A 25,223-nucleotide genomic window follows, 5' to 3' on the forward strand; every position below is an offset into this window, starting at 1 on the left:
CTGCTCCTCCTCATGTTGAGCCGCCAGAGGCGGCTCGGGACATATCAGTTACCGGCCTCACCGATACGCTCAGCCTGCTGCAGGTTCTCTTTGGTGATAAGCGTTGGCGGGTAGTCGGCCCCGGTGATGGCTTTCTTCTCGCGCACGTTGGCCACCAGCTGGCTCATCGCCGTCTGCACCGCAAAGCCCGGACGCTGATCCGCCGTTACCGCCAGCCAGCCATCGCGCACGCGGGCCAGCGCTTCCGGTACCGCATCAAAGCCGGTCACGAGGATTTCACCCGGCTTCACGCCCTGGCTCTGCAGGGCTTCAATCGCGCCCAGCGCCATATCGTCGTTGGCGGAGAGGATCACCTGCGGGCGTTTCGGTAGCGAAGGCAGAACGCTTTCGACGATGCGCATCCCTTCAGAACGCATCCAGTTGCCGGTCTGATCGGCGACGATCTTGTACTTATCCCCGCCCGCCTTCAGGCTGTCGCGGATCCCTTTGGTGCGTTCAATATTGGAAGAGGAACCCGGCTGGCCGGTGAGCAGGATGATCTCTGCCCCGTCGGGGAATTTGGTTTTGACGAAGTCGCCAATCGCCTGGCCGCCTTTGTAGTTGTTGGCGCCAAAGTGGGGCACTTTCTTCTGGCTGTCGACGGAGCGGTCAAGGGTGACCACCGGCAGCTTTGCATCCTGAATTTCATCCACCGCGCTGGAGACCGCGTTCACGTCGTTCGGGGAGACGATAAAGCCCTGCGCCCCGCGGGTGATGGCGTTTTCCAGGTCAGCCACCTGCTTCGGTGAACTGCCCTGCCCGTCCAGTACCTGAAGCTTCACGCCCATCTCTTTCGCGGCTTTCACCGCCGTGCGCTGCATGTGAACCTCAAACGGCATGGCCAGGTTTGGCGTACTGAAAACAATCTGCTCGTTTTCGGCGAGGGCGGCCCCGGACGTCATGGCGATGAGGGCGGCTAAGATCAGTTTTTTCATTATTATGTCTCTCTGTGTAGGGTTGTTGTGTTTAGAGGACGATCTCGCGCTGGCTACGCAGCGACTCCAGCGCTTTATCCGCGAGGTACAGCGCACGTTCACCATCATCGCCGCTGCAGTCTGGCACCGCTTCGCCGCGCAGGACCGCAACAAAGTGTTCCCATTCCGCGGCGTAAGCGGATTTGTAGCGCTGCAGGAAGAAGTGTTCCGGCAGCGCGCTGGTGCAGCCCTCTTTGCCGTAGTGCTGCACCTGGTTTTCAAGAATATTGCCGGCGCACAGCAGCCCTTCGGAGCCATGCAGCTCCAGGCGCTGGTCGTAGCCGTAAGAGGAGCGGCGGCTGTTGACGATGGTCGCCATCGCGCCGGAGGCATATTTCAGAACGATAAACGCGGTATCGATATCCCCCGCCTCGCCAATCGCCGGATCCACCAGGTTACTGCCCTGGGCATACACCGACACCGGCTCTTCGCCCATGATGAAACGGGCCATGTCGAAGTCGTGAATGGTCATATCGCGGAACATGCCGCCGGAGACGCGCACGTACTCCGCAGGCGGCGGAGACGGGTCGCGGGAGATGATCAGCAACGATTCCGGCTTGCCGATGCGCCCGGCCTGGGCATCGGTTTTCACGCGGCGGAACTGCGGGTCAAAGCGGCGGTTAAAGCCGATGAACAGCGGCACGTCGTACTCTTTAACCACTTTCAGGCAGTCGCGCACTCGGGCGAGGTCGAGGTGTACCGGCTTTTCGCAGAAGATAGCCTTGCCGTGGCGGGCGGCCATTTCAATCAGATCCGCGTGGGTGTCGGTGGCGGAGGCGATCAGCACGGCGTGAACGTTAGGGTCGGTCATCGCCTCATCCACGCTCTGCTGGCGGGCCTGATACTGTGCGGCGAGACGGGTGGCAAATTCCTGATTCGGGTCAACCACGGACCAGAGCGTGGTCGCGCCGTGGCTGGCGATGTTAGCTGCATGTACCTGACCAATTCGGCCAGCGCCCAGTAAAGCAATGTTAAACATAACGGCTCCCGGTGTTGGTGAATGCTGTGAACTAACGACCCTATAAATAAAACATTTATTTCATTTTTATAAATAGTGAAAATTATGTTTTTGAGTGCGGGTTAACACTTTTGAGATGTATGAGATAATTTTTGTTATCAATCTCACAACATGAAAGAAGGTACTGCTCACCCCTCACTCCGGCCCTCTCCCCAAAGGAGCGAGGGAGAAAAGAGTGCACCACCCCATCCCCTCTCCACTTTTGGGAGAGGGTTAGGGTGAGGGGGAAATGAAATGAAAATTTCGTTAAGACAGGAAAACTCAATACTGACGGGCTTTTTTCACCTGCGCCTGCGTTTGCTCCGCGGCCTCACGCACGGCAGACGACTCTGCCACCTGCGCGTCACCGGTTCGCCACCACGAGGCGTAGTCATGGGTCATGGTCTTCGGCAATACCTTGATGTCCAGCAGCGTCGGGCCCGGATGGGCGCGTGACGCCTCAAGCGCCGCCAGCAGGCTCTGCTCGTCGTTCACCCGCCACGCGCGACAGCCGTAGCTTTCCGCGTTTTGCGCAAAATCGACTTTCACCAGCGGCCCGTCAAGCCGCCCGGTTTCCGGGCTGCGATGACGGTTTTCCGTGCCGAAGCTGCCCATTCCGTGCCCCATCTGCAGGTTGTTGATGCAGCCGAAGCTGGCGTTGTCAAACAGCAGAACGGTGACCTTAATGCCTTCCTGCACCGCGGTTTGCAGCTCGGAGTGCAGCATCATGTAGGAGCCATCCCCCACCATGGCGTAAACCGGCTGCCCGGGTCGGGCGAGCTTCGCGCCGATGGCCGCCGCAATCTCGTAGCCCATGCAGGAGTAGCCGTACTCCAGGTGATAGCTGTCCGGCGTTTTGACCTGCCAGAGGCGCTGTAAATCTCCCGGCAGCGAACCGGCCGCGCCCACCACGATGGCGTTATCTTCCACATGCTGATTGATCAGCCCCAGCACTCGCGTCTGGGTCAGGCGGGTGTTGAGCGTCTCGCCGTATTCCGCCAGCTGCGCGTCCAGATGCCCCGCCACTTCGGGCGCGTCGTCCGGATGCCACTGGCGATCCCACAGGCGGCGGCACTCATCGCGCCACGCGGATTTCGCCTGGGCGATCGCCTCTCCCCAGCCGCTGCGGTAATCGCCGAGCGCGTGGGTCAAAGCCTGGAGCCCGGTTTGGGCATCGGCAATCAGCGCGGTGGCGTCCAGCTTCAGGGCGTCAAACTCGGCCACGTTCAGCAGCAGGAATTCGACGTCCGGGTGGGAAAAGAGCGCCTTGGAGCCGGTGGTAAAGTCGGTCAGGCGCGTGCCGACGCCAATCACTAAGTCAGCCTGTGGCGCGAGCTGGTTGGCGGCCATTCCGCCCGTCACCCCTACGCCGCCGAGGTTAAGTGGGTGGTCACTTACCAGCGCCCCCTTCCCGGCCTGCGTTTCGGCAAACGGCAGCTGCAGCGTCTCGACAAATTCGCGAAACGCCTCATGCGCGCCGGAGTAACGCACGCCGCCGCCGCAGACCACCAGCGGACGGCGCTTGCGGGCGATCAGCGTCCGCGCCTGCGCCAGTCGCTGCGGATCGGGCGGACGGCGTTCGATGTGGTGCACCCGACGCGCGAAGAAGCTTAGCGGGTAGTCCCACGCTTCCCCTTGCACGTCCTGCGGCAGACAGAGGGTCACCGCTCCGGTATCTGCGGGGTCAGTAAGCGTTCGCATCGCGCTTAGCATGGCGCTCATGAGCTGCTCGGGGCGGTTGATGCGGTCCCAGTAGCGGGAAATCGGACGGAAGCAGTCGTTGGTGCTGATGCTGAGATCGTGATACTGCTCAATCTGCTGCAGCACCGGGTCCGGCTGGCGGCTGGCGTAGATATCGCCCGGCAGCAGTAAAAGCGGGATGCGGTTCGCCGTGGCGGTGGCCGCCGCCGTGACCATATTGGCGGCGCCCGGCCCGACCGAGGAGGTGACGGCAAAAATGCGCTGGCGGCGGTGCTGTTTGGCGAAGCCCGTCGCCATGTGGGCAATGCCCTGCTCGTTGCACCCCTGCATGATTTTCAGATGACCGGGATCCTGCTCCAGCGCCTGGCCAATACCCAGCACGTTGCCGTGCCCAAAGATCGTCGCCACGCCCTCCACGAAGGGCGTTTCGTTGCCGTCAACGCTGACGTACTGTTGATTCAGGAACCGGACCAGCGCCTGGGCCATGGTCATACGTTCGGTTTGCATAATGCCTCCTGTCAGCCCAGCGTCGGCATGGAGAACGCAGCGCCTGTCTCCTGCTGCATTTCCGGCCAGCGCGCGGTGATGGTTTTCATTCGGGTGTAGAAACGCACGCCGTCGTTGCCGTGCACGTTGAGCGCGCCAAAGATGGAACGCTTCCAGCCACCGAAACTGTGGAATGCCATCGGCACCGGGATCGGCACGTTGACCCCCACCATGCCCGCCTGCACCTCTTCGCAGAAGCGGCGCGCGCAGCCGCCGTCACGGGTGAAGATCGCCGAGCCATTACCATATTCATGGCGGTTAATCAGATCCACCGCGCTGGCGTAATCTGCTACCCGCACCACAGAAAGCACCGGGCCAAAAATCTCTTCTTTATAGATGGTCATCTCCGGTGTGACGTTATCGAACAGCGTCGGCCCGACGAAGTAGCCCTGCTCGTGGCCCTTCACGCTGAAGCCGCGCCCGTCCACGCGCAGTTTCGCCCCCTGCGCTTCCCCACTGTCGATATAGCCCAGCACCTTGCTGCGGTGCGCGGAGGAGATAAGCGGCCCCATTTCGTTTTCCGGTGTCTGGTCCAGCCCCGGCCCGACGCGTAGCGCTTCAATCTGTTTTTCCAGCCGGGTGCAGAGGTCATCGGCGGTTTTATCCCCCACCGCCAGCACCACCGAGAGCGCCATGCAGCGTTCCCCCGCCGCGCCGTAGGCCGCGCCCATGATGGCGTTGGTCGCCATCTCCATGTCGGCATCCGGCATTAAAATGCAGTGGTTTTTCGCACCGCCCAGCGCCTGACAGCGCTTACCGTGGGCGGAGGCGGTCTGGTAAATGTATTCGGCAATCGGCGTGGAGCCGACAAAGCTCACCGCCTGCACGCGCGGGTCGGTCAGGAGCACGTCAACGGACTCTTTATCCCCCTGCACCACGTTGAAGACGCCGTCCGGCAGGCCTGCCTCTTTTAACAGCTGCGCCAGCGCGAGCGCGAGAGAAGGGTCTTTTTCCGACGGCTTCAGCACGAAGGTATTCCCGGTCGCCAGCGCAATGGGGAACATCCACATCGGCACCATCGCCGGGAAGTTAAACGGCGTGATCCCGGCGCAGACGCCGAGCGGCTGCATCAGCGAGTGGCTGTCGACGCCGGTACCGACGTTCGCAGAGTGTTCACCCTTTTGCAGATGCGGGATACCGCAGGCAAATTCCACCACTTCCAGACCGCGGGTCAGTTCGCCCACCGCGTCGGAGAAGACCTTGCCGTGCTCTTCGCTGATGATGCGGGCCAGGCGCGTCATGTTCTCTTCCAGCAGCGCCTTGAAGCGGAACATCACGCGCGCGCGCTTAAGCGGAGCCTGGCGCGCCCACGCGGGAAACGCCTGCTGCGCGGCGGCAATCGCCTGCTCCGTTTCCTGTGCCGTACTCATCACCACCTGGCGGATCTGCTCGCCGGTGGCCGGGTTGAAGATCGCCTGAACGCGCTGGCCTGAACCGGTGACACATTCGCCGTGAATAAAATTCGCTACCGTCTCCATCCTTAACCTCTCGCTGTTGATACGTGACTGTTACCTGAACGCTGTGTACAGGACACTATATATGAAACAAATATTCCATTTTAAGTTGAAATAAAATAAATGATGATTATTGTGATCAAGGATGGATTTTTATGTTAACAGCCAGCAACACTGACGCTGCGTGCGCTATTAAGGGATTTCGGGCGAGGAAATGACTGAAGCTTCTGTTTCATTTTTGCTGCCAGATGGATGGCCGACATTTAAAAGACGCGGTTTTGCGTTTAGAATCATCAGACTGTATTTGGGGGATAACATGACGACAGCAACCAGCCTGAACGAACTGCAGCAGCAAATCCGCGATCGCTACGATAGCCTGAGCAAGAGGCTGCAGCAGGTCTCCCGCTACGTGCTGGATAACACCAACAGCGTGGCCTTTGATACGGTTGCCGTCATTGCCGAGCGCGCCGACGTGCCGCCTTCGACGCTGATCCGCTTTGCCAACGCCTTTGACTTCACCGGTTTCAACGAAATGAAACAGCTGTTTCGCATGAACCTGGTGGAGGAGACTGCCAGCTACAGCGACCGCGCGCGGCTGTTCCGCGAAATGGAGAGCGAGGCCGTGCCGGAAACGCCTCTCGATATTCTGCAGGAGTTCGCCCGCTCGAACGCGCAGGCGCTGCAGCAGCTGGCCGCCCGCGCCGAGCCGGAAATGCTGGAGCGCGCGGTACAGCTGCTGGCCGACGCCGACACTATCTATATCGCCGGACTGCGCCGCTCGTTTAGCGTCGCTGCCTACCTCACCTATGCCCTGAGCCACCTGGAGTGCCGCCCTATTCTGCTCGACGGCATGGGCGGGATGCTGCGCGAGCAAATCAGCCGCATTAAGGCGCGCGACATCGTGGTGTCGATCAGCTTCTCGCCGTACGCGGAAGAGACGGTGATGGTCAGCGAAACCGCCGCCAGCGTCGGCGCCCGGCAGATCGTGATTACGGACAGCCAGATAAGCCCGCTGGCGACGTTTAGCGATCTCTGCTTTGTGGTGAAGGAGGCGCAGGTGGATGCGTTCCGCTCCCAGTCGGCAACGCTGTGCCTGGTGCAGTCGCTGGTGGTGGCGCTGGCGTATCGGTTGGGTGAAGGGAAATAAGGCAATAAAAAACCCCCTGCGCAGGCAGAGGGTTTGGGTGTTAATTCAGAGGGAAATCATTCCCACTCAATCGTAGCCGGTGGCTTACCGCTGATGTCATATACGACTCGCGATATCCCATTGACTTCGTTGATTATTCTGTTAGACACGCGGCCTAAGAAGTCATACGGCAGGTGCGCCCAGTGCGCGGTCATGAAGTCGATGGTTTCCACCGCACGCAGGGAAACAACCCAGTCGTACTTACGGCCATCGCCCATTACCCCGACGGAGCGAACCGGCAGGAACACGGTGAACGCCTGGCTTACCTTGTTGTACAGGTCAGCTTTGTGCAGCTCTTCGATGAAGATCGCGTCCGCGCGACGCAGCAGGTCGCAGTACTCTTTCTTCACTTCGCCCAGCACGCGCACGCCGAGACCCGGACCCGGGAACGGGTGACGGTAGAGCATATCGTACGGCAGACCCAGTTCCAGACCGATCTTACGCACTTCGTCTTTGAACAGCTCGCGCAGCGGTTCAACCAGACCCATCTTCATCTCTTTCGGCAGGCCGCCCACGTTGTGGTGAGATTTGATGACGTGCGCTTTACCGGTTGCGGAAGCCGCAGACTCGATCACGTCCGGGTAGATGGTACCCTGCGCCAGCCACTTCACGTCGTCCAGCTTCAGCGCTTCTTCGTCGAACACTTCCACGAACACGCGGCCGATGATCTTACGTTTCGCTTCCGGATCGTTCTCGCCTTTCAGCGCGTCCAGGAAGCGCTGCTCGCCTTCCACGTGAACGATGTTCAGACCGAAGTGGTCGCCGAACATGTCCATGACCTGCTTCGCTTCGTTCAGACGCAGCAGACCGTTGTCCACGAAGACACAGGTCAGGTTTTTGCCGATGGCACGGTGCAGCAGCATCGCGGTGACGGAGGAGTCCACGCCGCCGGAGAGGCCGAGGATCACTTTGTCATCGCCAACCTGCTGGCGGATACGCTCAACGGCGTCGTCGATGATTTTTGCCGGGGTCCACAGGGCTTCACACTGGCAGATGTCACGCACGAAGCGCTCCAGCATGCGCATACCCTGACGGGTGTGGGTCACTTCCGGGTGGAACTGCACGCCGTAGAAGCGTTTTTCTTCGTTCGCCATGATGGCGAACGGGCAGCTTTCGGTGCTGGCAACGGTCACGAAGTCGGACGGGATGGCGGTGACTTTGTCGCCGTGGCTCATCCACACGTCCAGCAGCGGCTTGCCGTCTGCGGTCAGGGAGTCTTCGATACCGCGCACCAGCGCGCTGTCGGTGACAACTTCAACCTGCGCGTAGCCAAACTCACGCTCGTTAGAGCCTTCTACGTGGCCGCCCAGCTGCATCGCCATGGTCTGCATGCCGTAGCAGACGCCGAATACCGGCACGCCCGCTTCGAACACGTACTGCGGCGCGCGCGGGCTGTTCGCTTCGGTGGTGCTTTCCGGGCCGCCGGACAGGATGATGCCGCTTGGATTGAATTCGCGAATCTGTGCTTCCGTGACATCCCAGGCCCACAGTTCACAGTAAACGCCCAGTTCACGTACGCGACGCGCCACCAGCTGAGTGTACTGAGAACCGAAGTCCAGGATGAGAATGCGATGTTTATGAATGTTTTCCGTCATTGACGCTAATTCCGAGGCAAGTGAAACAAAACAAAGCGCCCGGCAGAAGCCGGGCGCGGAAACTTATCAGGAGCCCAGACGGTAGTTCGGGGACTCTTTGGTGATCGTCACGTCGTGAACGTGGCTCTCCTGGATACCCGCACCGCTGATACGTACGAATTCCGCTTTGGTACGCAGCAGGTCAATGGTACCACAGCCGGTCAGCCCCATACAGGAACGCAGGCCGCCCATCTGCTGGTGAATGATCTCTTTCAGACGGCCTTTATAGGCCACGCGGCCTTCGATACCTTCCGGTACCAGTTTGTCAGCAGCGTTATCGGTCTGGAAGTAACGGTCAGAGGAACCTTTGGACATCGCGCCCAGGGAGCCCATCCCACGGTAAGATTTGTAAGAACGGCCCTGGTAGAGTTCGATTTCGCCCGGGGATTCTTCGGTACCAGCAAGCATGGAGCCTACCATTACGGCTGCAGCGCCCGCGGCGATGGCTTTAGCAATGTCGCCAGAGAAGCGGATACCGCCGTCAGCGATAACCGGAATACCGGTGCCTTCCAGCGCTTCAACCGCGTCAGAAACCGCGGTGATCTGCGGAACGCCCACGCCGGTCACGATACGGGTGGTACAGATGGAGCCAGGGCCGATACCCACTTTCACCGCGCTGCAGCCGGCGTCAGCCAGCGCGCGAGCGCCTGCGCCCGTCGCCACGTTGCCGCCAATGATCTGCAGGTCAGGGTATTTTGCACGGGTGTCGCGAATACGCTGCAGCACGCCTTCGGAGTGGCCGTGAGAGGAGTCAATCAGCAGGACGTCAACGCCCGCCGCCACCAGCGCGTCAACGCGCTCTTCGTTACCTGCACCCGCGCCTACGGCAGCGCCGACGCGCAGACGGCCATGCTCGTCTTTACAGGCGTTCGGTTTACGTTCTGCTTTCTGGAAATCTTTAACGGTGATCATGCCGCGCAGGTGGAAGTTCGCATCCACAACCAGCGCTTTCTCAACGCGTTTTTCGTGCATTTTCGCCAGCACCACGTCGCGAGTTTCGCCTTCGCGGACGGTCACCAGACGCTCTTTTGGCGTCATGTAGACGCTGACAGGCTGGTTCAGGTCAGTCACGAAGCGTACGTCACGACCGGTGATGATGCCCACCAGTTCATTGTCTTCGGTCACTACCGGGTAGCCGGCAAAGCCGTTACGTTCGGTCAGGGCTTTCACTTCGTGCAGGGTAGTGGTTGGCAGAACGGTCTGAGGATCGGACACGATGCCGGACTCATGCTTCTTCACGCGGCGAACTTCTTCCGCCTGACGCTCGATAGACATGTTTTTGTGGATAAAGCCAATGCCGCCTTCCTGTGCCAGGGCGATAGCCAGGCGCGCTTCAGTCACGGTGTCCATTGCCGCGGAGAGCATAGGAATGTTCAGACGAATGGTTTTCGTCAACTGCGTGCTGAGGTCGGCAGTATTCGGCAGAACGGTGGAATGAGCGGGAACGAGGAGGACGTCGTCAAACGTCAGTGCTTCTTTAGCGATACGTAGCATGGGCAATATCTCTGACCTGGGTGGTTAAATATTGCCGTGGCATTATACAGAGCGTAACCGATTGCATCTACACTTTTTTGAAAAAATGCTTGCGAATGCCTCTCAGCAGGTTACTATCGACTGAATAACTTGCTGATTTAGAATTTGATCCCGCTCACATGTTATCCTCTCAATCCCCCTCAATTTATACTGTCAGCCGCCTTAATCAGACGGTGCGTTTGCTGCTTGAGCAGGAAATGGGGCAGGTCTGGATCAGCGGTGAAATCTCAAACTTCACGCAACCGTCTTCCGGACACTGGTACTTTACCTTAAAAGACGATACCGCCCAGGTGCGCTGCGCGATGTTCCGCAACAGCAACCGTCGCGTGACGTTCCGTCCGCAGCACGGCCAGCAGGTTCTGGTTCGCGCCAATATCACCCTGTATGAACCGCGCGGTGATTATCAGATTATCGTCGAGAGCATGCAGCCCGCGGGCGAAGGCCTGCTGCAGCAAAAGTATGAACAGTTAAAGGCGAAGCTCTCCGAAGAGGGACTTTTCGACCAACAGTTCAAAAAGCCGCTGCCCTCACCTGCCCACTGCGTGGGTGTCATCACCTCGAAAACCGGTGCCGCCCTGCACGACATTTTGCACGTACTGAAGCGTCGCGATCCTTCCCTGCCCGTCATTATCTACCCGACCGCCGTTCAGGGTGACGATGCGCCAGGCCAGATTGTACGCGCCATTGAACTGGCAAATGCGCGTAAGGAGTGTGACGTGTTGATCGTCGGGCGCGGCGGCGGCTCGCTGGAAGACCTGTGGAGCTTTAACGACGAGCACGTGGCGCGGGCAATCTTTGCAAGCGAGATCCCCGTGGTGAGCGCCGTCGGGCATGAAACGGACGTGACAATCGCGGATTTTGTTGCGGATCTGCGTGCGCCTACGCCGTCCGCGGCGGCGGAAGTGGTGAGCCGTAACCAGCTGGAGCTGCTGCGTCAGCTTCAGAACGGCCAGCAGCGTCTTGAGATGGCGATGGACTACTTCCTTGCCAACCGTACCCGCCGCTTTACCCAGCTTCATCACAGTCTTCAGCAGCAGCACCCGCAGCTTCGTCTGGCGCGCCAGCAGACCGTGCTGGAACGCCTGCGTCAGCGCATGAACTTTGCGCTTGATAATCAGCTTAAGCGCGCGGTGACGCGCCAGCAGCGTGTGACCCAGCGCCTGAACCAGCAGAATCCGCAGCCGAAAATCTATCGTGCGCAAACGCGCATTCAGCAGCTGGAATATCGTCTGGCGGAGTCTCTCCGTGCGCGCCTGAGCACCACACGTGAGCGTTTTGGCAACGCGGTGACCCATCTGGAAGCCGTCAGCCCCCTCTCCACGCTGGCGCGCGGCTATAGCGTAACGACAGCAGCGGACGGCAAAGTGCTGAAGCAAACCAAACAGGTGAACACCGGTGACGTTCTTACCACCCGCCTGTCTGACGGCTGGGTGGAAAGCGAAGTGAAATCAATTAAACCGGTGAAAAAGACGCGTCAGCGCAAAACCGGATAATTCTTCGCCGGTTACTTACTATACTGCTGCTATTCCCTTTTTTAATAAGGAGAGCAGCATGTCCCATCTTCGTAGCGTTATTCCCCCTTATATTCTTCGTCGTATTATCGAAAGCGGTTCCGAACCGCAGCAGCGCTATGCCCGTCAGACCTTAACCCACGTCCAGACGCTGATGGCGCATATGCCGGGCAAACCCGCCGCGCCGCACGTGAATAAAGCCGGTCAGCTTGAGCGCGATATCTACGATGCGAAACAGACCCAGGAGCTGCCGGGTACCCAGGTGCGTTACGAAGGCCAGCCGTCGAATGGCGATGTGGCCGTGGACGAGGCGTACGATTATTTGGGTATCACCCATGATTTCTTCTGGAAAGAATATCAGCGCGATTCGCTCGATAATAAGGGGCTGATTTTGACCGGCACCGTGCATTACGGTCGGGAATATCAGAACGCCTTCTGGAACGGTCAGCAGATGGTGTTTGGCGACGGCGACGGGGAGATCTTTAACCGCTTTACGATTGCCATCGACGTGGTGGCGCATGAGCTGAGCCACGGCGTCACCGAGACCGAAGCCGGGCTAATCTATTTCGAACAGTCAGGCGCGCTGAATGAGTCCCTGTCAGACGTGTTTGGTTCGCTGGTGAAACAGTACCATCTCAAGCAAACCGCCGATAAAGCAGACTGGTTGATTGGTGAAGGGCTGCTGGCCGCGGGCATTAACGGCAAAGGGCTGCGCTCCATGTCTGAACCCGGCACCGCCTACGACGATCCCCTGCTCGGCAAAGACCCGCAGCCCGCGCACATGAAAGATTTCATCAAAACGCGCGAGGATAACGGCGGCGTCCATCTTAACTCCGGCATCCCCAACCGGGCGTTTTACCTGGCCGCGACGGCGATCGGCGGTTACGCCTGGGAAAAAGCCGGTTATGCCTGGTACGACACGGTTTGCGATCGCAATCTGGCGCAGGATGCGGATTTTGATGCCTTCGCAAAACTGACGATAGCGCACGGAGAGAAACGCTCCGGTAGCGACGTTGGGGCGGCGATAAAACAGGCCTGGGAACAGGTGGGAGTGCTGTAAATGCAGGTTCCGGAACTGACGGATGACGCCGTGGTTGAGCTGGCCCGGGAAGGCGGCGTCGCTTTTATTCCTAAGCTAAGCGGCCAGCGTACCATCGCGCTCTCCTCGCTTAATGAGGCCCAGCGCCAGCGCCTGGTGAGCATCCTGGAGCAGGCCTTTCCACGCGGTCAGCCGCCGGGTCAGACGTCGTCACCCGGCAGCGGTGACCAGCGCTATTTCCGCATCCAGATTATCTGGACCGGCCAAAATCAGGCGCACTACACCGATATCATCGTGCTGGTACCCGAGCAGGAAGCGCCCGAGTCGCTGGTCGAGCTGTGGAAAAAAGGCGAAGACTGCGTGTGCGATTAATCTTCGGCCGGAACAAACTCCACGCGCTTTTTAGAAATTAAGCCGTGGCCGTTCTGGCAGAAATAGTCCACCGCCCCGCAGGCCTTTAAGACCTGGAGTGGCTGATGGCACTCCGGGCAGCGGGCTTCGAGCGCAATATCTTTATTACAGCTGTCGCAGTGCGCCGCCCCGTTCAGGGGTTCAAGCTGTGCCTGGCAATCCGGGCAGGTAATGGTCATGGTGTCTCCTTCAGGGCGTTCAGGTCTGCGATAATTTTACCACGTCTTCAGTGCGGGCCACGCAACTGTTGCTGCAAGGTCAGCAGCAGCGCCACCTCATCGATCCTGCGGCGCGTTGTGCGGCTCACCTCCTGTGGATCGCCCTCAAACAGACTGTTTGTGCCAAGAATATGACCGGCAAGACAGCGTTCGTAGATCGTGCCGGGGATATGCCAGCGCTGAATAGTCTTACCTTTAACTAGCTCCAGCACATCTTCCGCGCCGCGTCGGTCGTAGTTGATAATGCGCCCGTCGCGTAAATAAAGACGCAGGCCCTTTTGCCCGCCCGCGGGTCCCGCGTATTTATTAAGCCAGATATCCACCGGCACGCCGCTGATGGTTCCCTGCAAGTGCGCCTCGCCTTCCGCGGTGGTCAGGTCACCCTTTGCGATATCGTGGCCCAGGCGGTCTTTAGCCGTTACCATCTGCAGCGTCATATCATCCTGACCGCCCAGATAGCGCAGCGTTTCACGCAGCATCGCCAGCACGTGCGTTCCGATATCCAGAATCACGCCGTCCGGGTGGCGAAGCGTTCTGGTATCCGGTTCTCCGGTCGCGAAATTGAGCGCGATGGGTTCCCCTGCGGCGTTATATCCGCTCGGCTCCTGCAAAAAACCTTCGATTCTGGCAATGTCAGATATATGGCCGACCAGCGACAGCTTCACCGTTTCGATGCGCGCCATCCAGTGGTCGAGCGCCAGCACGCGGGACGCCACGCCGGGCGTTGCCAGCAGCGCGTTGAGTTTTTCGATTTGAGGAAGCGTGGCGACAATCGGTTTTTCAATCACAATCCGCGGAACTGGCGAGGCAATCGCCAGCTCAAGGGCCTCAAGGTGGTGCAGCGATGCGGTGGTAATAAAAAGGGTATCCAGCGGGGTGGCTAAAAGCGCCGCAAGCGAGACGCAGCGCGTAACGCCTTCAGGGTGCTTTGCGGGGAGAACATCAAAGCCGAAACAACGAACAGCGCCATCGAACAGATTACGTAGTGCGGGCAGATACGCTGTTTCCACTACCGCACCAAGACCAACAAATCCTAACTGCATGGTTTCACCTCAGGAAGTACAGTGCCGGGGCATAACGCCTGCCCCGGCACACTGAGGTTTATGAGGCGCTAGCTGCCGGTTTAGTTTGCGCATTTTCCAGCATGCGGCGCACCGGAACAATGAGGACGATCAGCACTGCGGCACAAATCAGCAGCGCAATGGAGCAGCGCGCGAAGAGATCCGGCAGCATATCCAGCTGGTCGGCCTTCACGTGACCGCCAATCAGGCCCGCCGCCAGGTTACCCAGCGCGCTGGCGCAGAACCACAGCCCCATCATCTGGCCGCGCATTCTCTCCGGCGCCAGCAGGGTCATGGTCGCCAGACCGATCGGGCTCAGACACAGCTCACCCAGCGTCAGCATCAAGATACTGCCCACCAGCCAGAACGGCGACACGCCCGCCCCGCCATTGCTCAGCACGTTCTGTGCCGCCAGCATCATCAGGCCAAAGCCCGCTGCCGCACACAGAATACCGATAACAAACTTGGTGATGCTGCTCGGGCGAATGTTCATGCTCGCGAGCTTTGGCCATGCCCAGCTGAACACCGGGGCCAGCAGGATGATGAACAGGGCGTTGATCGACTGGAACCACACCGCCGGAATTTCAAAATCACCGATCATGCGGTTAGTGTAGTCGTTGGCAAACAGGTTGAACGAGGTTGGCTTCTGCTCAAACGCGGACCAGAAGAACGCGGCGGAGACCAGCAGAATAAAGCAGACCAGCAGCCTGGCGCGCTCTTTACGGTTCAGGCCCGCGAAGATGAACAGGTAGATAAAATAGAGGGCAACGGACGCCGCAATTACGTAGACCAGCACGCTGGCTACCGCGACCGGGTTAATAACAATCACGCCCTGCGCGATCAGCGTCACGAGCGTTGCCACGCCTGCCGCCAGCACCAGCAGCCAGACGCCCACGCCGTTGCGCTTCACCACCGGGCTGTTCCATGTCGAGTCCAGACCGACTTCGCTGTCGTAGCGCTTCATCGCCGGAACCGCAAACACGCGGAAGATAATCAGCGCCACCAGCATCCCGATGCCGCCAATACCAAAGCCCCAGTGCCAGCCGTGGGTTTTTATCAGCCAGCCGGAAATCAGCGGGGCGATGAACGAGCCCATATTAATGCCCATGTAGAACAGCGAGAAACCGCCGTCACGACGCGCATCGCCTTTTTTATACAGGGTGCCGACCATCACCGAGATACAGGTTTTGAACAGGCCAGAGCCGAGCACGATGAACATCAGGCCGATAAAGAACAGGTTGTTGCCCATGATAGCCGACAGCGCAATCGACAGGTGGCCGAGCGCGATCAGAATCGAACCGTACCAGACGGCTCTCTGCTGGCCGAGCCAGTTATCCGCCAGCCAGCCGCCCGGCAGCGCGGCCAGGTACATGGTACCGGCAAAAATACCGACAATCGCCGAGGCGTTTTCGCGCGCCAGGCCCATCCCGCCGTCATAGACGGTGGCGGCCATAAACAGGATCAGCAGCGGGCGAATGCCGTAGAACGAGAAACGCTCCCACATCTCGGTAAAGAACAGCGAACCGAGCGGATAAGGATGGCCGAAGAAGGTTCGGCTCTCTTTGTGATTAACAGAGGATTGCATAATTCTCCCGAAAGGTATGTGTCGTGCTTGTAAACACCAGCAGGTACGCCGGCCAGTTACGTATCTGACCGATTTTTTACATGCGGCGAAAAGTTAGTTAACCATTTGATAACCAGTCGCTAGTTTTGTCTAGTACCGGACCAGGGACTTTAAGATGAAAATTCGACGATTGTCTACTTTTCTGGATTTAAAGATGGTTGGGAGTGAATAGTGATTGACTTCACACAGATAGAACCGACGGTATGATTGGGCCAAAAAAAGCCCGCGATAAACGCGGGCCTTTGTGAGATCGGCAATGATTATTTGCTTTTCTTAATGTGCTTAATCAAACGCTTACGCTTACGCATCTGGTTCGGCGTCAGGGTGTTGCGCTTGTTGGCGAACGGGTTTTCCCCTTCCTTGAACTGGATACGAATAGGCGTGCCCATCACGTCCAGCGATTTACGGAAGTAGTTCATCAGGTAGCGCTTGTAGGAATCCGGCAGGTCTTTCACCTGGTTGCCGTGAATCACCACGATTGGCGGGTTATAGCCACCGGCGTGGGCATATTTCAGCTTCACGCGACGACCGCGCACCAGCGGCGGCTGGTGATCTTCTGCAGCCATATTCATGATACGGGTCAGCATGGCGGTGCTCTGACGACGGGTGGAGCTGTCGTAGGCTTCACGCACGGATTCGAACAGGTTACCGACGCCGCTGCCGTGCAGCGCAGAGATAAAGTGCACGCGGGCAAAGTCGATAAAGCCCAGACGGAAGTCCAGGGTCTCTTTAACCTGCTCGCGCACTTCATTGCTCAGGCCGTCCCACTTGTTGACGACGATGACCAGTGAGCGGCCACTATTGAGGATAAAGCCGAGCAGAGAGAGATCCTGATCGGAGATGCCTTCGCGCGCGTCGATGACCAGCAGCACCACGTTGGCATCTTCAATCGCCTGCAGGGTTTTGATAACGGAGAATTTTTCCACCACGTCGGTGATTTTTCCGCGCTTACGTACACCGGCGGTGTCGATGAGGACATACTCACGTTCATCGCGCTGCATCGGGATGTAGATGCTGTCACGCGTAGTGCCCGGCATGTCGTAAACCACCACGCGCTCTTCACCCAGAATACGGTTAGTAAGCGTAGATTTACCTACGTTTGGACGACCGACGATAGCCAGCTTGATCGGCAGATCCTGCGGGTTGAAGTCATCCTCAGGCTCTTCTTCTTCGCCCTCTTCACCGTCTTCGAACTGCGCCCAGTATGCGGCGTCTTCGTCCACCTCTTCCGGCGGGTTCACTTCGTCCACCCACGGCAGCAGAACGGTTTCCAGCAGGCTGGTCACACCGCGACCATGCGATGCCGCAATCGGGTGGATATCCCCCATGCCCAGAGACCAGAAGTCCGCGATAGCCTGATCGGCATCGATGCCGTCAGTTTTGTTCGCCACCAGGAAAGTTGGCTTTTCGCGAGAACGCAGGTGCTTAGCGATTGCGGAGTCCGCCGGCATCAGGCCAGCGCGCGCATCCACCATGAACAGTACGACATCCGCTTCTTCAATCGCCAGCAAGGACTGTTCCGCCATGCGGGTTTCAACGCCGTCTTCTGTGCCATCAATACCGCCGGTATCAATACAGATGAACTCGCGTCCTTCCACCTCTGCACGACCGTACTTACGGTCACGCGTCAGCCCCGGGAAATCCGCAACCAGCGCATCACGGGTGCGTGTTAAACGGTTAAAAAGAGTGGATTTTCCAACGTTAGGGCGCCCGACAAGCGCGACCACAGGTACCATGTTTGAAGCCTCATAAAATTCAAATAAACGTCGCATTCGCGGCGTTTTTAAAAATGTCAAAACGGCTCCTGAGTGAACAGGAGCCGTTTAGTATACTACAACCGCCGGGTAATTAACGCGTGATCGCGTACAGCGTGCCGTCTTTTGCCTGAATCAGCAGTTTGCCGTCAGCCACAACCGGGTCGGTCAGGAAGCCTGAACCGTCCACTTTCTGCTGCGCCACGAAGCGGCCATTCTCTGGATCAACCCAGTGCATATAGCCTTCGCTGTCGCCAACCACCAGGCTACCGTTGTACAGCACTGGCGCGGTCAGCAGACGGTGCAGCAGATCGCTTTGCGTCCACAGCGTCACGCCGCCTTCGGTGCTCAGCGCCAGCAGGCGATCGTTCTGGTCAACCATATAGATGCGGTTACCGTCCACGATGAAATCATTCACAGAGCCCAGCTCACGTTTCCACATGATCTGGCCGCTGCGCAGGTCCAGCGCGGTCAGGTTGCCGTTATAGGCCAGGGCGTAAACCACACCGTCAACGATAACCGGGGTAGTGTCTACGTCGCTCAGGCGGTCGATTTCAGTTGAGCCAGTGGCCTGCGAGATACGCTGCTGCCAGATCATCTGGCCCTGCTGCATCAGCACGGCACTCACGCGACCGTTGTCACCGCCCACAATGGCAGCGCCAAATGCGGTTGCAGGTGCGGATTCACCGCGCAGAGAGAGCGCAGGCATATCCAGGTTAACGGTCCATTTTACCAGGCCGTCCGCTTCGTTCAGTGCCTGCAGCTGGCCGTTGCTGGTATGGATCAGCACCAGCCCGTCGCTCACAACCGGACGTGACAAGGATTCACCGGCTACGGCGGTCTGCCATGCAACAGAACCATCGCTGGCATTCAGCGCGTAAACCTGCGCTTTTTCGCTGCCCACGTAGACATGCCCACCGGAAACGGTCAGGCCGCCAGACAGCAGTGCAGGTTTACGGGAGAACCAGCCGTCTTTTTCCGCCAGGTTAACGGACCACACTTCTTTCCCGTCATCGGCGTTCACCGCTTTCACGGTACCTTTGCGGTCAGCGGCATAGACAACGCTGTCTGCATACGCAGGATGAAGGTTGGAATAGAAATCACCAATCCCACTGCCCACGGAGACATCCCACGCGGTGGATGGGGTAAACTGGTTTTCAACCGTCGGCAGTGGGGACATTTTCACAACGTCTTCTTCGCCACTGAACAGTGAACAACCACTTAATAACGTAACAGAAAGCAGTCCTGGCAGAAGTAATTTACGCAATTGCATCGGGTCCCTCTCAGACGGACAAATTATTTATTTTCATCTGCATCATTTCGCTCAGCGCAGGTGACGCTTTGCTCTCTACACCAGCTTGCCACGCTTTACGCGCGCCCGCTTTGTCACCTTTGCTCAGCAGTGCTTCACCGCGCAGATCGGCAACGATGGCAGCAAAACCTTCGCCTTTGATGGTATCGAGCGTTTTCAGCGCGTCGTCAGCTTTTTTCTGCTGAACCTGAATACGTGCCAGGCGCAGATTGATCACCGCTTTCAGGTTTTCATCGCTGGCAGCAGCAAGGCCCTGAGACAGCTGAGCAGCGGCTTTATCCAGTTCGTTTTTATCAACGTACTGCTGAGCCACTTCCAGCGCTGCCAGTGCACCGTAGGTGTTTTTGTTGTCAGCGGCAAATTTCTCTGCCGCAGCCAGCGTTTGCGGCTGGTCGGCACGAATCGCGCTAACGGTATTTTCATAGGACAGGGACGCGCCGCGCGCGGAATCTGCCTGATGGTTGTTCCAGTAACGCCAGCCCACCAGCGCACCCACACCTAAAATAACCCCAACAACCAGCGCTTTGCCGTTTTCAGCAAAGAAGCGTTTAATCGCGTCGACCTGATCGTGTTCGTTCTCGTACATTTCCACGCCGTCTTTCTCCTTAGCCCAATAGAGTGCGCAAGTGCGCCGCAACGCCGTCCTGCGTTACCGTTGTCTGCTCACCAGAGCGCAGGTCTTTTACTACCACTTCGCCGTTAGCCACTTCGGACTCGCCCAGCACCAGTGCAATACTTGCGCCCCACTTATCGGCACGAGCAAACTGTTTTTTGAAGTTGCCGCCGCCATGGTTGGTCATCAGCTTAACGCCCGGCAGCGCATCGCGCACGCGTTCGGCAAGCTGCATCGCCGCAGACTGCGTTTTCGCGCCTGAAGCCACCAGGTATATATCGACAACGGAATCTGCTTTAAATTCCGGATTAACTGCCTGAACCAGCAAAACAAGTCGCTCAAGCCCCATCGCGAAGCCAACCGCAGGCGCCGCACGGCCACCCAGTTGCTCAACCAGACCGTCATAACGGCCGCCGGCACACACGGTGCCCTGAGAACCGAGGCTGGTGGTTACCCACTCAAACACGGTGCGGTTGTAGTAGTCCAGACCGCGCACCAGACGCTGGTTCACTGTGTAGGCAATGCCCGCCGCTTCGAGCAGCTTGCACAGGCCGGTAAAGTGTTCGCGAGACTCGTCGTCCAGGTAGTCACCCAGCGCAGGGGCATCGTTCAGCAGTGCCTGAACATCAGGGTTTTTGGAATCAAGCACGCGCAGCGGGTTGCTGTACATGCGACGTTTGCAGTCTTCGTCCAGCTTCTCTTTATGCTGCTCCAGGAACGCCACCAGCGCATCGCGGTAGTTAGCGCGCGCTTCCAGAGAACCGATTGAGTTCAGTTCCAGCGAAACGTGCTCAGAGATACCGAGGGCGCGCCACCAGCGGGCGGTCAGCATAATCAGTTCGGCATCGATGTCCGGGCCCTGCAGGCCAAAGACTTCCACACCCAGCTGGTTAAACTGGCGATAACGACCTTTCTGCGGACGTTCGTGGCGGAACATCGGGCCGATATACCAAAGGCGCTGCTCCTGATTGTACAGAAGACCATGTTCGATGCCGGCGCGTACGCAGCCCGCCGTACCTTCCGGACGCAGGGTCAGGCTGTCGCCGTTGCGGTCCTCAAAGGTGTACATCTCTTTTTCAACCACGTCGGTTACTTCACCGATCGCGCGTTTGAATAACGGGGTCTGCTCTACAATCGGCAAACGGATTTCGCTGTAACCGTAGCTGCCGAGCACCTGCTTCAGCGTGCCTTCAATGCGCTGCCAGATGGCGGTTTCGCCAGGCAGGTAATCGTTCATGCCGCGGATGGCTTGAATGTTTTTTGCCACGTTTATTCTCTTTCTATATACAAAAAAAACCCAAAGAATGGGTTCAATCATACATGGGAAGCGGCACGCTTCCCATCACGTTATTTTTCAACCTGCTGAACGCTGATGCGCTGTGTCTCGTCCATCATCGCGGCTTTGGCGCGGATGCGGGCTTCAAGCTGGTCAATCATGTCGCTATTATCCAGACGATCTTTACGAACGCCATCTTCATAGAGACCACTTTTCTTGTTACCGCCGGTTACGCCCAGGGTTGAGACCAGCGCTTCACCCGGACCGTTCACGACACAGCCGATGATGGAGACGTCCATCGGGGTGATGATGTCTTCCAGACGCTGCTCCAGGGCATTCACCGTGCCGATCACGTCAAATTCCTGACGCGAACAGGTTGGGCAGGCAATGAAGTTGATCCCACGCGAGCGGATACGCAGCGATTTCAGAATATCGAAACCGACCTTGATCTCTTCTACCGGATCCGCCGCCAGCGAGACGCGCAGGGTGTCGCCGATCCCTTCGGAGAGCAGCAGGCCCAGGCCGATCGCAGACTTCACCGAACCGCTACGCAGGCCGCCCGCTTCGGTGATCCCGAGATGCAGAGGCTGGTCGATCTGTTTTGCCAGCAGGCGATACGATTCAACGGCCAGGAAAACGTCAGAGGCTTTTACGCTGACCTTGAACTGATCGAAGTTAAGACGATCCAGATGATCGACGTGACGCATGGCGGATTCGAGCAGAGCCTGCGGCGTTGGCTCGCCATATTTTTCCTGCAGATCTTTTTCCAGAGAGCCGGCGTTCACGCCGATACGGATTGGAATGTTTTTGTCGCGGGCGCAGTCAACCACCATGCGAATGCGTTCTTCATTGCCGATGTTGCCCGGGTTAATACGCAGGCAATCAACGCCGTATTCAGCAACTTTCAGCGCGATACGGTAGTCGAAGTGGATATCTGCAACCAGCGGCACGCTGACCTGCTGTTTGATCAGCTTGAACGCCTCAGCGGCATCCATCGTGGGCACTGAGACGCGGACAATGTCCGCGCCTACACGCTCTAATGCTTTGATTTGGTTGACCGTTGCTTCCACATCCGTGGTGCGCGTATTGGTCATCGACTGGACGGCGATAGGTGCCCCATCGCCGACTGGCACATTCCCAACGTAAATCCGTTTCGATTTTCTACGTTGAATCGGAGCCTGGTTATGCATGAAAAATCTCCCGCGTTGCCCGTCTGTTACTGTGCTGCTGATTGTTCGGCATTAACGGTAAGACGTGCAACCTGGTTAGTTCTGATAAAGCGGCTCAGGTCGACAGGTTTTCCTTGATACTGGATCTGTACCGCTGCCGGAGCGCCGATTTTAAGTTTGTAAGGTGCCTGACCCGTTAGGTTTAACGTGCCATCTTTCCGCTGCAGGCCGCTGAACAGTTTTTTACCTGTCGCGTCAGTCACTTCCAGCCAACAGTCAGCCGTGAAGTTCATCACCAGCGCGTTTGGATCGGCGGCTGGCGCGGCGGTTGCCGCCGGGTCGGTCGGCAGAGACGCCGCGGCGTTGTTCGCCGGCTGAGTCGCTGCAGGGGCGTTCGCCGCAGTATCGACATTTGCCTGAGAAGGGGCGACGACCGCGTTTTGATCCTGAGCCTGAGGCGCAGCGGTGTTCGCCGTTGCGGCCGGAGCCTGTGCTGCATCGGTTGCCGGAGCCGTTGTTTGCGGCTCGCTTGAGGCCGCCGCACCGTCGGTGTTCAGCGGAACGCTCTGGGCACCACCATTGCTCGCCTGATTGAGTTCAGCGGAGGATTGATCGGCCATAGTGGTGATCTCTTCCTGCTGCGCCTTGTGGTTTTGCCACCACCATGCGCCAGTCAGGCCGACAACAACAAACAGCACCAGCCAGGTAAAGCTCATCAGCCAGCCATCACGTTTTTTACGACGTTTCCCCAGGGAGAAAGTTTGCATCGGGGCAACTTTTGCTGCACGAACCGGTGCCTGCTTCTCCATCATTGGCAGTAATTCGTTTTCGGGGATGTGCACCAGTTTTGCGTAAGAGCGGATATAGCCGCGCAGAAATGTTGAAGCCAGATCGGCAGGCGCCTTATCTTCTTCAATATCGCGAACCGTGGAAACTTTCAGGCACAAGCGTTCTGCAACAGCTTGCTGGCTGAGTCCGAGTTGTTCACGGGCGTTGCGAAGACGAACGCCAGTGGAGAGTGCTTCATGTTGGTCGTGAGTGGCTTCAGTATTCATTCGCTACAACTACTGGTACGTGAAAAAAAGGGTTCAGGTGCCGGTGAGTCACAATGCCGCCCGCACCGCGAAACTTCAGGTCAGTTAACCTTGAACAGACAGTATAAGACTGTCAGCCGATAGATGACAGTGCAGCTCTGCCCGCGTGGCTAAACTGTTGTTACGTCGTTACATACTGCCCGAAACTCATATGAAACGCACCGTAATTATTAATCAAACGTCACGAATCTGACTGATTATTCAGTCAGATTATGCATCACAGCGTAGATAATGCGCCGTGATGCATAATAATCAAACAGCTTTAACCGCAATGGTCTCGCCCTGCATGCGTTTACGCAGGGTACGTTTGGTACGGTCAATGACGTCACCGGCCAACTGTCCGCATGCAGCATCAATATCATCACCGCGGGTTTTACGCACGATGGTGGTGAAACCATACTCCATCAGCACCTTGGAGAAACGGTCGATACGGCTGTTCGAGCTACGGCCATACGGCGCGCCCGGGAACGGGTTCCATGGGATCAGGTTGATTTTGCATGGCGTATCCTTCAGCAGTTCAGCCAGCTGATGCGCGTGCTCAGTACCGTCGTTGACGTGGTCCAGCATCACGTACTCGATGGTGACGCGGCCCTGGTTTGCGTTGGATTTCTCCAGGTAGCGACGCACGGCAGCGAGGAAGGTTTCGATATTGTACTTTTTGTTAATCGGTACAATTTCGTCACGAATTTCATCGTTTGGCGCGTGCAGGGAGATAGCCAGCGCAACGTCAATCATGTCGCCGAGCTTATCCAGCGCAGGCACAACGCCTGAGGTAGACAGCGTCACGCGGCGCTTGGACAGGCCAAAACCGAAGTCATCCAGCATGATTTCCATCGCCGGCACCACGTTGGTCAGGTTCAGCAGCGGTTCGCCCATCCCCATCATTACCACGTTGGTGATCGGACGCGTGCCGGTCACTTTTGCTGCACCCACGATTTTCGCGGCGCGCCAGACCTGACCGATGATTTCAGACACGCGAAGGTTACGGTTAAAACCTTGCTGAGCCGTAGAGCAGAATTTGCACTCCAGCGCACAGCCCACCTGAGAAGAGACGCACAGCGTGGCACGATCGTCTTCCGGGATGTAGACGGTTTCAACGCGCTGATCGCCTACGGCAATCGCCCATTTGATGGTGCCGTCTGCCGAGCGCTGCTCTTCCACCACTTCCGGCGCGCGGATTTCAGCCACTTCTTTGAGCTTGTTGCGCAGCACTTTGTTGATGTCGGTCATCTCATCAAAGTTGTCGCTGCAGTAGTGGTACATCCATTTCATTACCTGATCGGCACGAAACGGCTTCTCACCCATATCTTTAAAGAACTCGCGCATCTGCTGACGGTTCAGGTCCAGCAGGTTAATTTTTCCATTTTTATTGGGAACCGCAGGAATGGCGACTTCGGAGGTATTCACTAGTTCAGACATAATTTTTTCCGGCCTCGTTGTTACACGTTGTGGCCCTTGGTGGGTTGAAAAGAAACGCCCCGGAAAGCGGTCTGCTCGTCCGGGGCGTTGCATTGTACAAAGTCTGGCGCAGGGATGCCACGTTTGCACGCGGCATTTACGAAATTATTAGCGAGTGCGCGGGCACACTTCGCCTTCAGCGAAGAAGAACGCGATTTCGCGCGCGGCAGACTCAACGGAGTCGGAACCGTGGGTGCCGTTCTCGGTGAAGCTGTCCGCGTAGTCAGCGCGCAGGGTACCTGCCAGCGCGTTGTCCGGGTTGGTTGCACCCAGCAGATCGCGGTGACGCTGTACTGCGTTTTCGCCTTCCAGCACGGAGACCACGATTGGACCGGAGGTCATGAACTCCACCAGGCCGTCAAAGAATGGACGACCTTCGTGCTCAGCGTAGAAACCGCGAGCCTGCTCAACGGTCAGGTGCAGCATTTTGGTGCCAACGATCTTAAACCCTGCTGATTCAAAGCGAGCGAAGATGCTGCCAATAACGTTTTTTGCCACCGCGTTTGGTTTGATGATGGAAAAAGTACGTTCAATAGCCATTGATAACCTCTGTAAAATGTTCTGTTGTTTTGCATACCTGAGTATGGTGTGGCGCGGATTATAAAGAGCAATAGCGCCA

Annotated in this window: 21 protein-coding genes; 4 read left to right on the forward strand and 17 right to left on the reverse strand. The window is 57.9% G+C overall.

The genetic code is table 11. The annotated features are described in order from the left end of the window. Nucleotides 1–44 precede the first annotated feature (44 nt). The 4 genes from HBA26_RS02705 to HBA26_RS02720 all read right to left on the reverse strand — a co-directional run bounded on the left by HBA26_RS02705 (nt 45) and on the right by HBA26_RS02720 (nt 5,735). Nucleotides 45–974: a sugar ABC transporter substrate-binding protein gene (locus HBA26_RS02705; protein WP_041908742.1), complete on the reverse strand. Its 930-nt coding sequence runs from the start codon at nt 972–974 to the stop codon at nt 45–47. A gap of 31 nt (nt 975–1,005) precedes the next feature. Next, nucleotides 1,006–1,992 (reverse strand): inositol 2-dehydrogenase, encoded by a 987-nt coding sequence (gene iolG / locus HBA26_RS02710; protein ID WP_041908740.1) that lies wholly within the window; start codon nt 1,990–1,992, stop codon nt 1,006–1,008. A 300-nt stretch (nt 1,993–2,292) separates the two neighbouring features. Further along, on the reverse strand, nt 2,293–4,218 hold the full coding sequence (gene iolD / locus HBA26_RS02715) for a 3D-(3,5/4)-trihydroxycyclohexane-1,2-dione acylhydrolase (decyclizing) (protein WP_126345907.1): 1,926 nt from the start codon (nt 4,216–4,218) through the stop codon (nt 2,293–2,295). A gap of 11 nt (nt 4,219–4,229) precedes the next feature. After that, complete coding sequence (locus HBA26_RS02720; protein ID WP_045630997.1) at nt 4,230–5,735, reverse strand: CoA-acylating methylmalonate-semialdehyde dehydrogenase; 1,506 nt, start codon at nt 5,733–5,735, stop codon at nt 4,230–4,232. A gap of 292 nt (nt 5,736–6,027) precedes the next feature. Between HBA26_RS02720 and HBA26_RS02725 the strand changes: the two genes are divergently transcribed. Then, complete coding sequence (locus tag HBA26_RS02725) at nt 6,028–6,858, forward strand: MurR/RpiR family transcriptional regulator (RefSeq protein WP_008502123.1); 831 nt, start codon at nt 6,028–6,030, stop codon at nt 6,856–6,858. A 56-nt stretch (nt 6,859–6,914) separates the two neighbouring features. Here the strand turns inward: HBA26_RS02725 and guaA are convergent, their stop codons facing one another. Beyond that, nucleotides 6,915–8,492, reverse strand: a complete 1,578-nt coding sequence (gene guaA / locus HBA26_RS02730) for a glutamine-hydrolyzing GMP synthase (RefSeq protein WP_119915360.1) — start codon at nt 8,490–8,492, stop codon at nt 6,915–6,917. 66 nt (nt 8,493–8,558) lie between these two features. Further along, nucleotides 8,559–10,025, reverse strand: a complete 1,467-nt coding sequence (guaB, locus tag HBA26_RS02735; RefSeq protein WP_014884799.1) for an IMP dehydrogenase — start codon at nt 10,023–10,025, stop codon at nt 8,559–8,561. Between the two features lie 158 nt (nt 10,026–10,183). Here guaB and xseA point away from each other — a divergent pair, with 158 nt between their 5' ends. From xseA to HBA26_RS02750, 3 genes are read left to right on the forward strand one after another with little or no spacing between them, the layout of a single operon-like run. Further along, nucleotides 10,184–11,557, forward strand: coding sequence for an exodeoxyribonuclease VII large subunit (gene xseA / locus HBA26_RS02740; RefSeq protein ID WP_126345906.1), 1,374 nt, complete (start codon nt 10,184–10,186; stop codon nt 11,555–11,557). A gap of 58 nt (nt 11,558–11,615) precedes the next feature. Continuing rightward, nucleotides 11,616–12,635 (forward strand): M4 family metallopeptidase, encoded by a 1,020-nt coding sequence (locus HBA26_RS02745; RefSeq protein ID WP_028014052.1) that lies wholly within the window; start codon nt 11,616–11,618, stop codon nt 12,633–12,635. Next, a complete protein-coding gene (locus tag HBA26_RS02750) occupies nt 12,636–12,986 on the forward strand; it encodes a protealysin inhibitor emfourin (RefSeq protein ID WP_126345905.1) in 351 nt (116 codons plus the stop codon). Here HBA26_RS02750 and HBA26_RS02755 read toward each other — a convergent pair. The 11 genes from HBA26_RS02755 to ndk form a co-directional block, all read right to left on the reverse strand. Beyond that, the gene (locus HBA26_RS02755; RefSeq protein ID WP_028014054.1) at nt 12,983–13,204 is read right to left on the reverse strand and encodes a zinc ribbon domain-containing protein; all 222 of its coding nucleotides are present in this window, start codon (nt 13,202–13,204) and stop codon (nt 12,983–12,985) included. The two genes, HBA26_RS02750 and HBA26_RS02755, sit on opposite strands and share 4 nt — an antisense overlap. A gap of 47 nt (nt 13,205–13,251) precedes the next feature. Further along, nucleotides 13,252–14,286 (reverse strand): oxidoreductase, encoded by a 1,035-nt coding sequence (locus HBA26_RS02760; protein ID WP_126345904.1) that lies wholly within the window; start codon nt 14,284–14,286, stop codon nt 13,252–13,254. Nucleotides 14,287–14,344: 58 nt separating this feature from the next. Then, nucleotides 14,345–15,889 (reverse strand): peptide MFS transporter, encoded by a 1,545-nt coding sequence (locus HBA26_RS02765; RefSeq protein WP_126345903.1) that lies wholly within the window; start codon nt 15,887–15,889, stop codon nt 14,345–14,347. Between the two features lie 299 nt (nt 15,890–16,188). After that, nucleotides 16,189–17,664 carry a ribosome biogenesis GTPase Der gene (der, locus tag HBA26_RS02770; protein ID WP_028014057.1) on the reverse strand — a complete coding sequence of 492 codons (1,476 nt, stop codon included), beginning with the start codon at nt 17,662–17,664 and terminating at the stop codon, nt 16,189–16,191. Between the two features lie 112 nt (nt 17,665–17,776). Next, a complete protein-coding gene (bamB, locus tag HBA26_RS02775) occupies nt 17,777–18,955 on the reverse strand; it encodes an outer membrane protein assembly factor BamB (RefSeq protein ID WP_028014058.1) in 1,179 nt (392 codons plus the stop codon). A 10-nt stretch (nt 18,956–18,965) separates the two neighbouring features. Continuing rightward, entirely contained in the window at nt 18,966–19,586 is a 621-nt protein-coding gene (locus tag HBA26_RS02780) for a YfgM family protein (RefSeq protein WP_028014059.1), read from the reverse strand. Nucleotides 19,587–19,599: 13 nt separating this feature from the next. Continuing rightward, complete coding sequence (gene hisS / locus HBA26_RS02785) at nt 19,600–20,874, reverse strand: histidine--tRNA ligase (RefSeq protein ID WP_126345902.1); 1,275 nt, start codon at nt 20,872–20,874, stop codon at nt 19,600–19,602. An 80-nt stretch (nt 20,875–20,954) separates the two neighbouring features. After that, nucleotides 20,955–22,073 (reverse strand): flavodoxin-dependent (E)-4-hydroxy-3-methylbut-2-enyl-diphosphate synthase, encoded by a 1,119-nt coding sequence (gene ispG / locus HBA26_RS02790; protein ID WP_025757688.1) that lies wholly within the window; start codon nt 22,071–22,073, stop codon nt 20,955–20,957. A 26-nt stretch (nt 22,074–22,099) separates the two neighbouring features. Further along, nucleotides 22,100–23,107, reverse strand: a complete 1,008-nt coding sequence (gene rodZ, locus HBA26_RS02795; protein WP_126345901.1) for a cytoskeleton protein RodZ — start codon at nt 23,105–23,107, stop codon at nt 22,100–22,102. Between the two features lie 291 nt (nt 23,108–23,398). Further along, complete coding sequence (locus tag HBA26_RS02800; protein ID WP_028014062.1) at nt 23,399–24,565, reverse strand: bifunctional tRNA (adenosine(37)-C2)-methyltransferase TrmG/ribosomal RNA large subunit methyltransferase RlmN; 1,167 nt, start codon at nt 24,563–24,565, stop codon at nt 23,399–23,401. 147 nt (nt 24,566–24,712) lie between these two features. Further along, nucleotides 24,713–25,144 (reverse strand): nucleoside-diphosphate kinase, encoded by a 432-nt coding sequence (gene ndk / locus HBA26_RS02805; protein WP_003860625.1) that lies wholly within the window; start codon nt 25,142–25,144, stop codon nt 24,713–24,715. Nucleotides 25,145–25,223 lie beyond the last annotated feature (79 nt).

The sequence above is a fragment of the Enterobacter sp. 725m/11 genome (assembly GCF_011683705.1).
Lineage (GTDB): Bacteria > Pseudomonadota > Gammaproteobacteria > Enterobacterales > Enterobacteriaceae > Enterobacter > Enterobacter bugandensis.

Excerpts from the sequence above, each read along its gene's own strand:
- HBA26_RS02705 (WP_041908742.1), bottom strand. The coding sequence starts at position 974 with ATGAAAAAACTGATCTTAGCCGCCCTCATCGCCATGACGTCCGGGGCC.
- iolG (WP_041908740.1), bottom strand. The coding sequence starts at position 1,992 with ATGTTTAACATTGCTTTACTGGGCGCTGGCCGAATTGGTCAGGTACAT.
- iolD (WP_126345907.1), bottom strand. The coding sequence starts at position 4,218 with ATGCAAACCGAACGTATGACCATGGCCCAGGCGCTGGTCCGGTTCCTG.
- HBA26_RS02720 (WP_045630997.1), bottom strand. The coding sequence starts at position 5,735 with ATGGAGACGGTAGCGAATTTTATTCACGGCGAATGTGTCACCGGTTCA.
- HBA26_RS02725 (WP_008502123.1), top strand. The coding sequence starts at position 6,028 with ATGACGACAGCAACCAGCCTGAACGAACTGCAGCAGCAAATCCGCGAT.
- guaA (WP_119915360.1), bottom strand. The coding sequence starts at position 8,492 with ATGACGGAAAACATTCATAAACATCGCATTCTCATCCTGGACTTCGGT.
- guaB (WP_014884799.1), bottom strand. The coding sequence starts at position 10,025 with ATGCTACGTATCGCTAAAGAAGCACTGACGTTTGACGACGTCCTCCTC.
- xseA (WP_126345906.1), top strand. The coding sequence starts at position 10,184 with ATGTTATCCTCTCAATCCCCCTCAATTTATACTGTCAGCCGCCTTAAT.
- HBA26_RS02745 (WP_028014052.1), top strand. The coding sequence starts at position 11,616 with ATGTCCCATCTTCGTAGCGTTATTCCCCCTTATATTCTTCGTCGTATT.
- HBA26_RS02750 (WP_126345905.1), top strand. The coding sequence starts at position 12,636 with ATGCAGGTTCCGGAACTGACGGATGACGCCGTGGTTGAGCTGGCCCGG.
- HBA26_RS02755 (WP_028014054.1), bottom strand. The coding sequence starts at position 13,204 with ATGACCATTACCTGCCCGGATTGCCAGGCACAGCTTGAACCCCTGAAC.
- HBA26_RS02760 (WP_126345904.1), bottom strand. The coding sequence starts at position 14,286 with ATGCAGTTAGGATTTGTTGGTCTTGGTGCGGTAGTGGAAACAGCGTAT.
- HBA26_RS02765 (WP_126345903.1), bottom strand. The coding sequence starts at position 15,889 with ATGCAATCCTCTGTTAATCACAAAGAGAGCCGAACCTTCTTCGGCCAT.
- der (WP_028014057.1), bottom strand. The coding sequence starts at position 17,664 with ATGGTACCTGTGGTCGCGCTTGTCGGGCGCCCTAACGTTGGAAAATCC.
- bamB (WP_028014058.1), bottom strand. The coding sequence starts at position 18,955 with ATGCAATTGCGTAAATTACTTCTGCCAGGACTGCTTTCTGTTACGTTA.
- ispG (WP_025757688.1), bottom strand. The coding sequence starts at position 22,073 with ATGCATAACCAGGCTCCGATTCAACGTAGAAAATCGAAACGGATTTAC.
- rodZ (WP_126345901.1), bottom strand. The coding sequence starts at position 23,107 with ATGAATACTGAAGCCACTCACGACCAACATGAAGCACTCTCCACTGGC.
- HBA26_RS02800 (WP_028014062.1), bottom strand. The coding sequence starts at position 24,565 with ATGTCTGAACTAGTGAATACCTCCGAAGTCGCCATTCCTGCGGTTCCC.
- ndk (WP_003860625.1), bottom strand. The coding sequence starts at position 25,144 with ATGGCTATTGAACGTACTTTTTCCATCATCAAACCAAACGCGGTGGCA.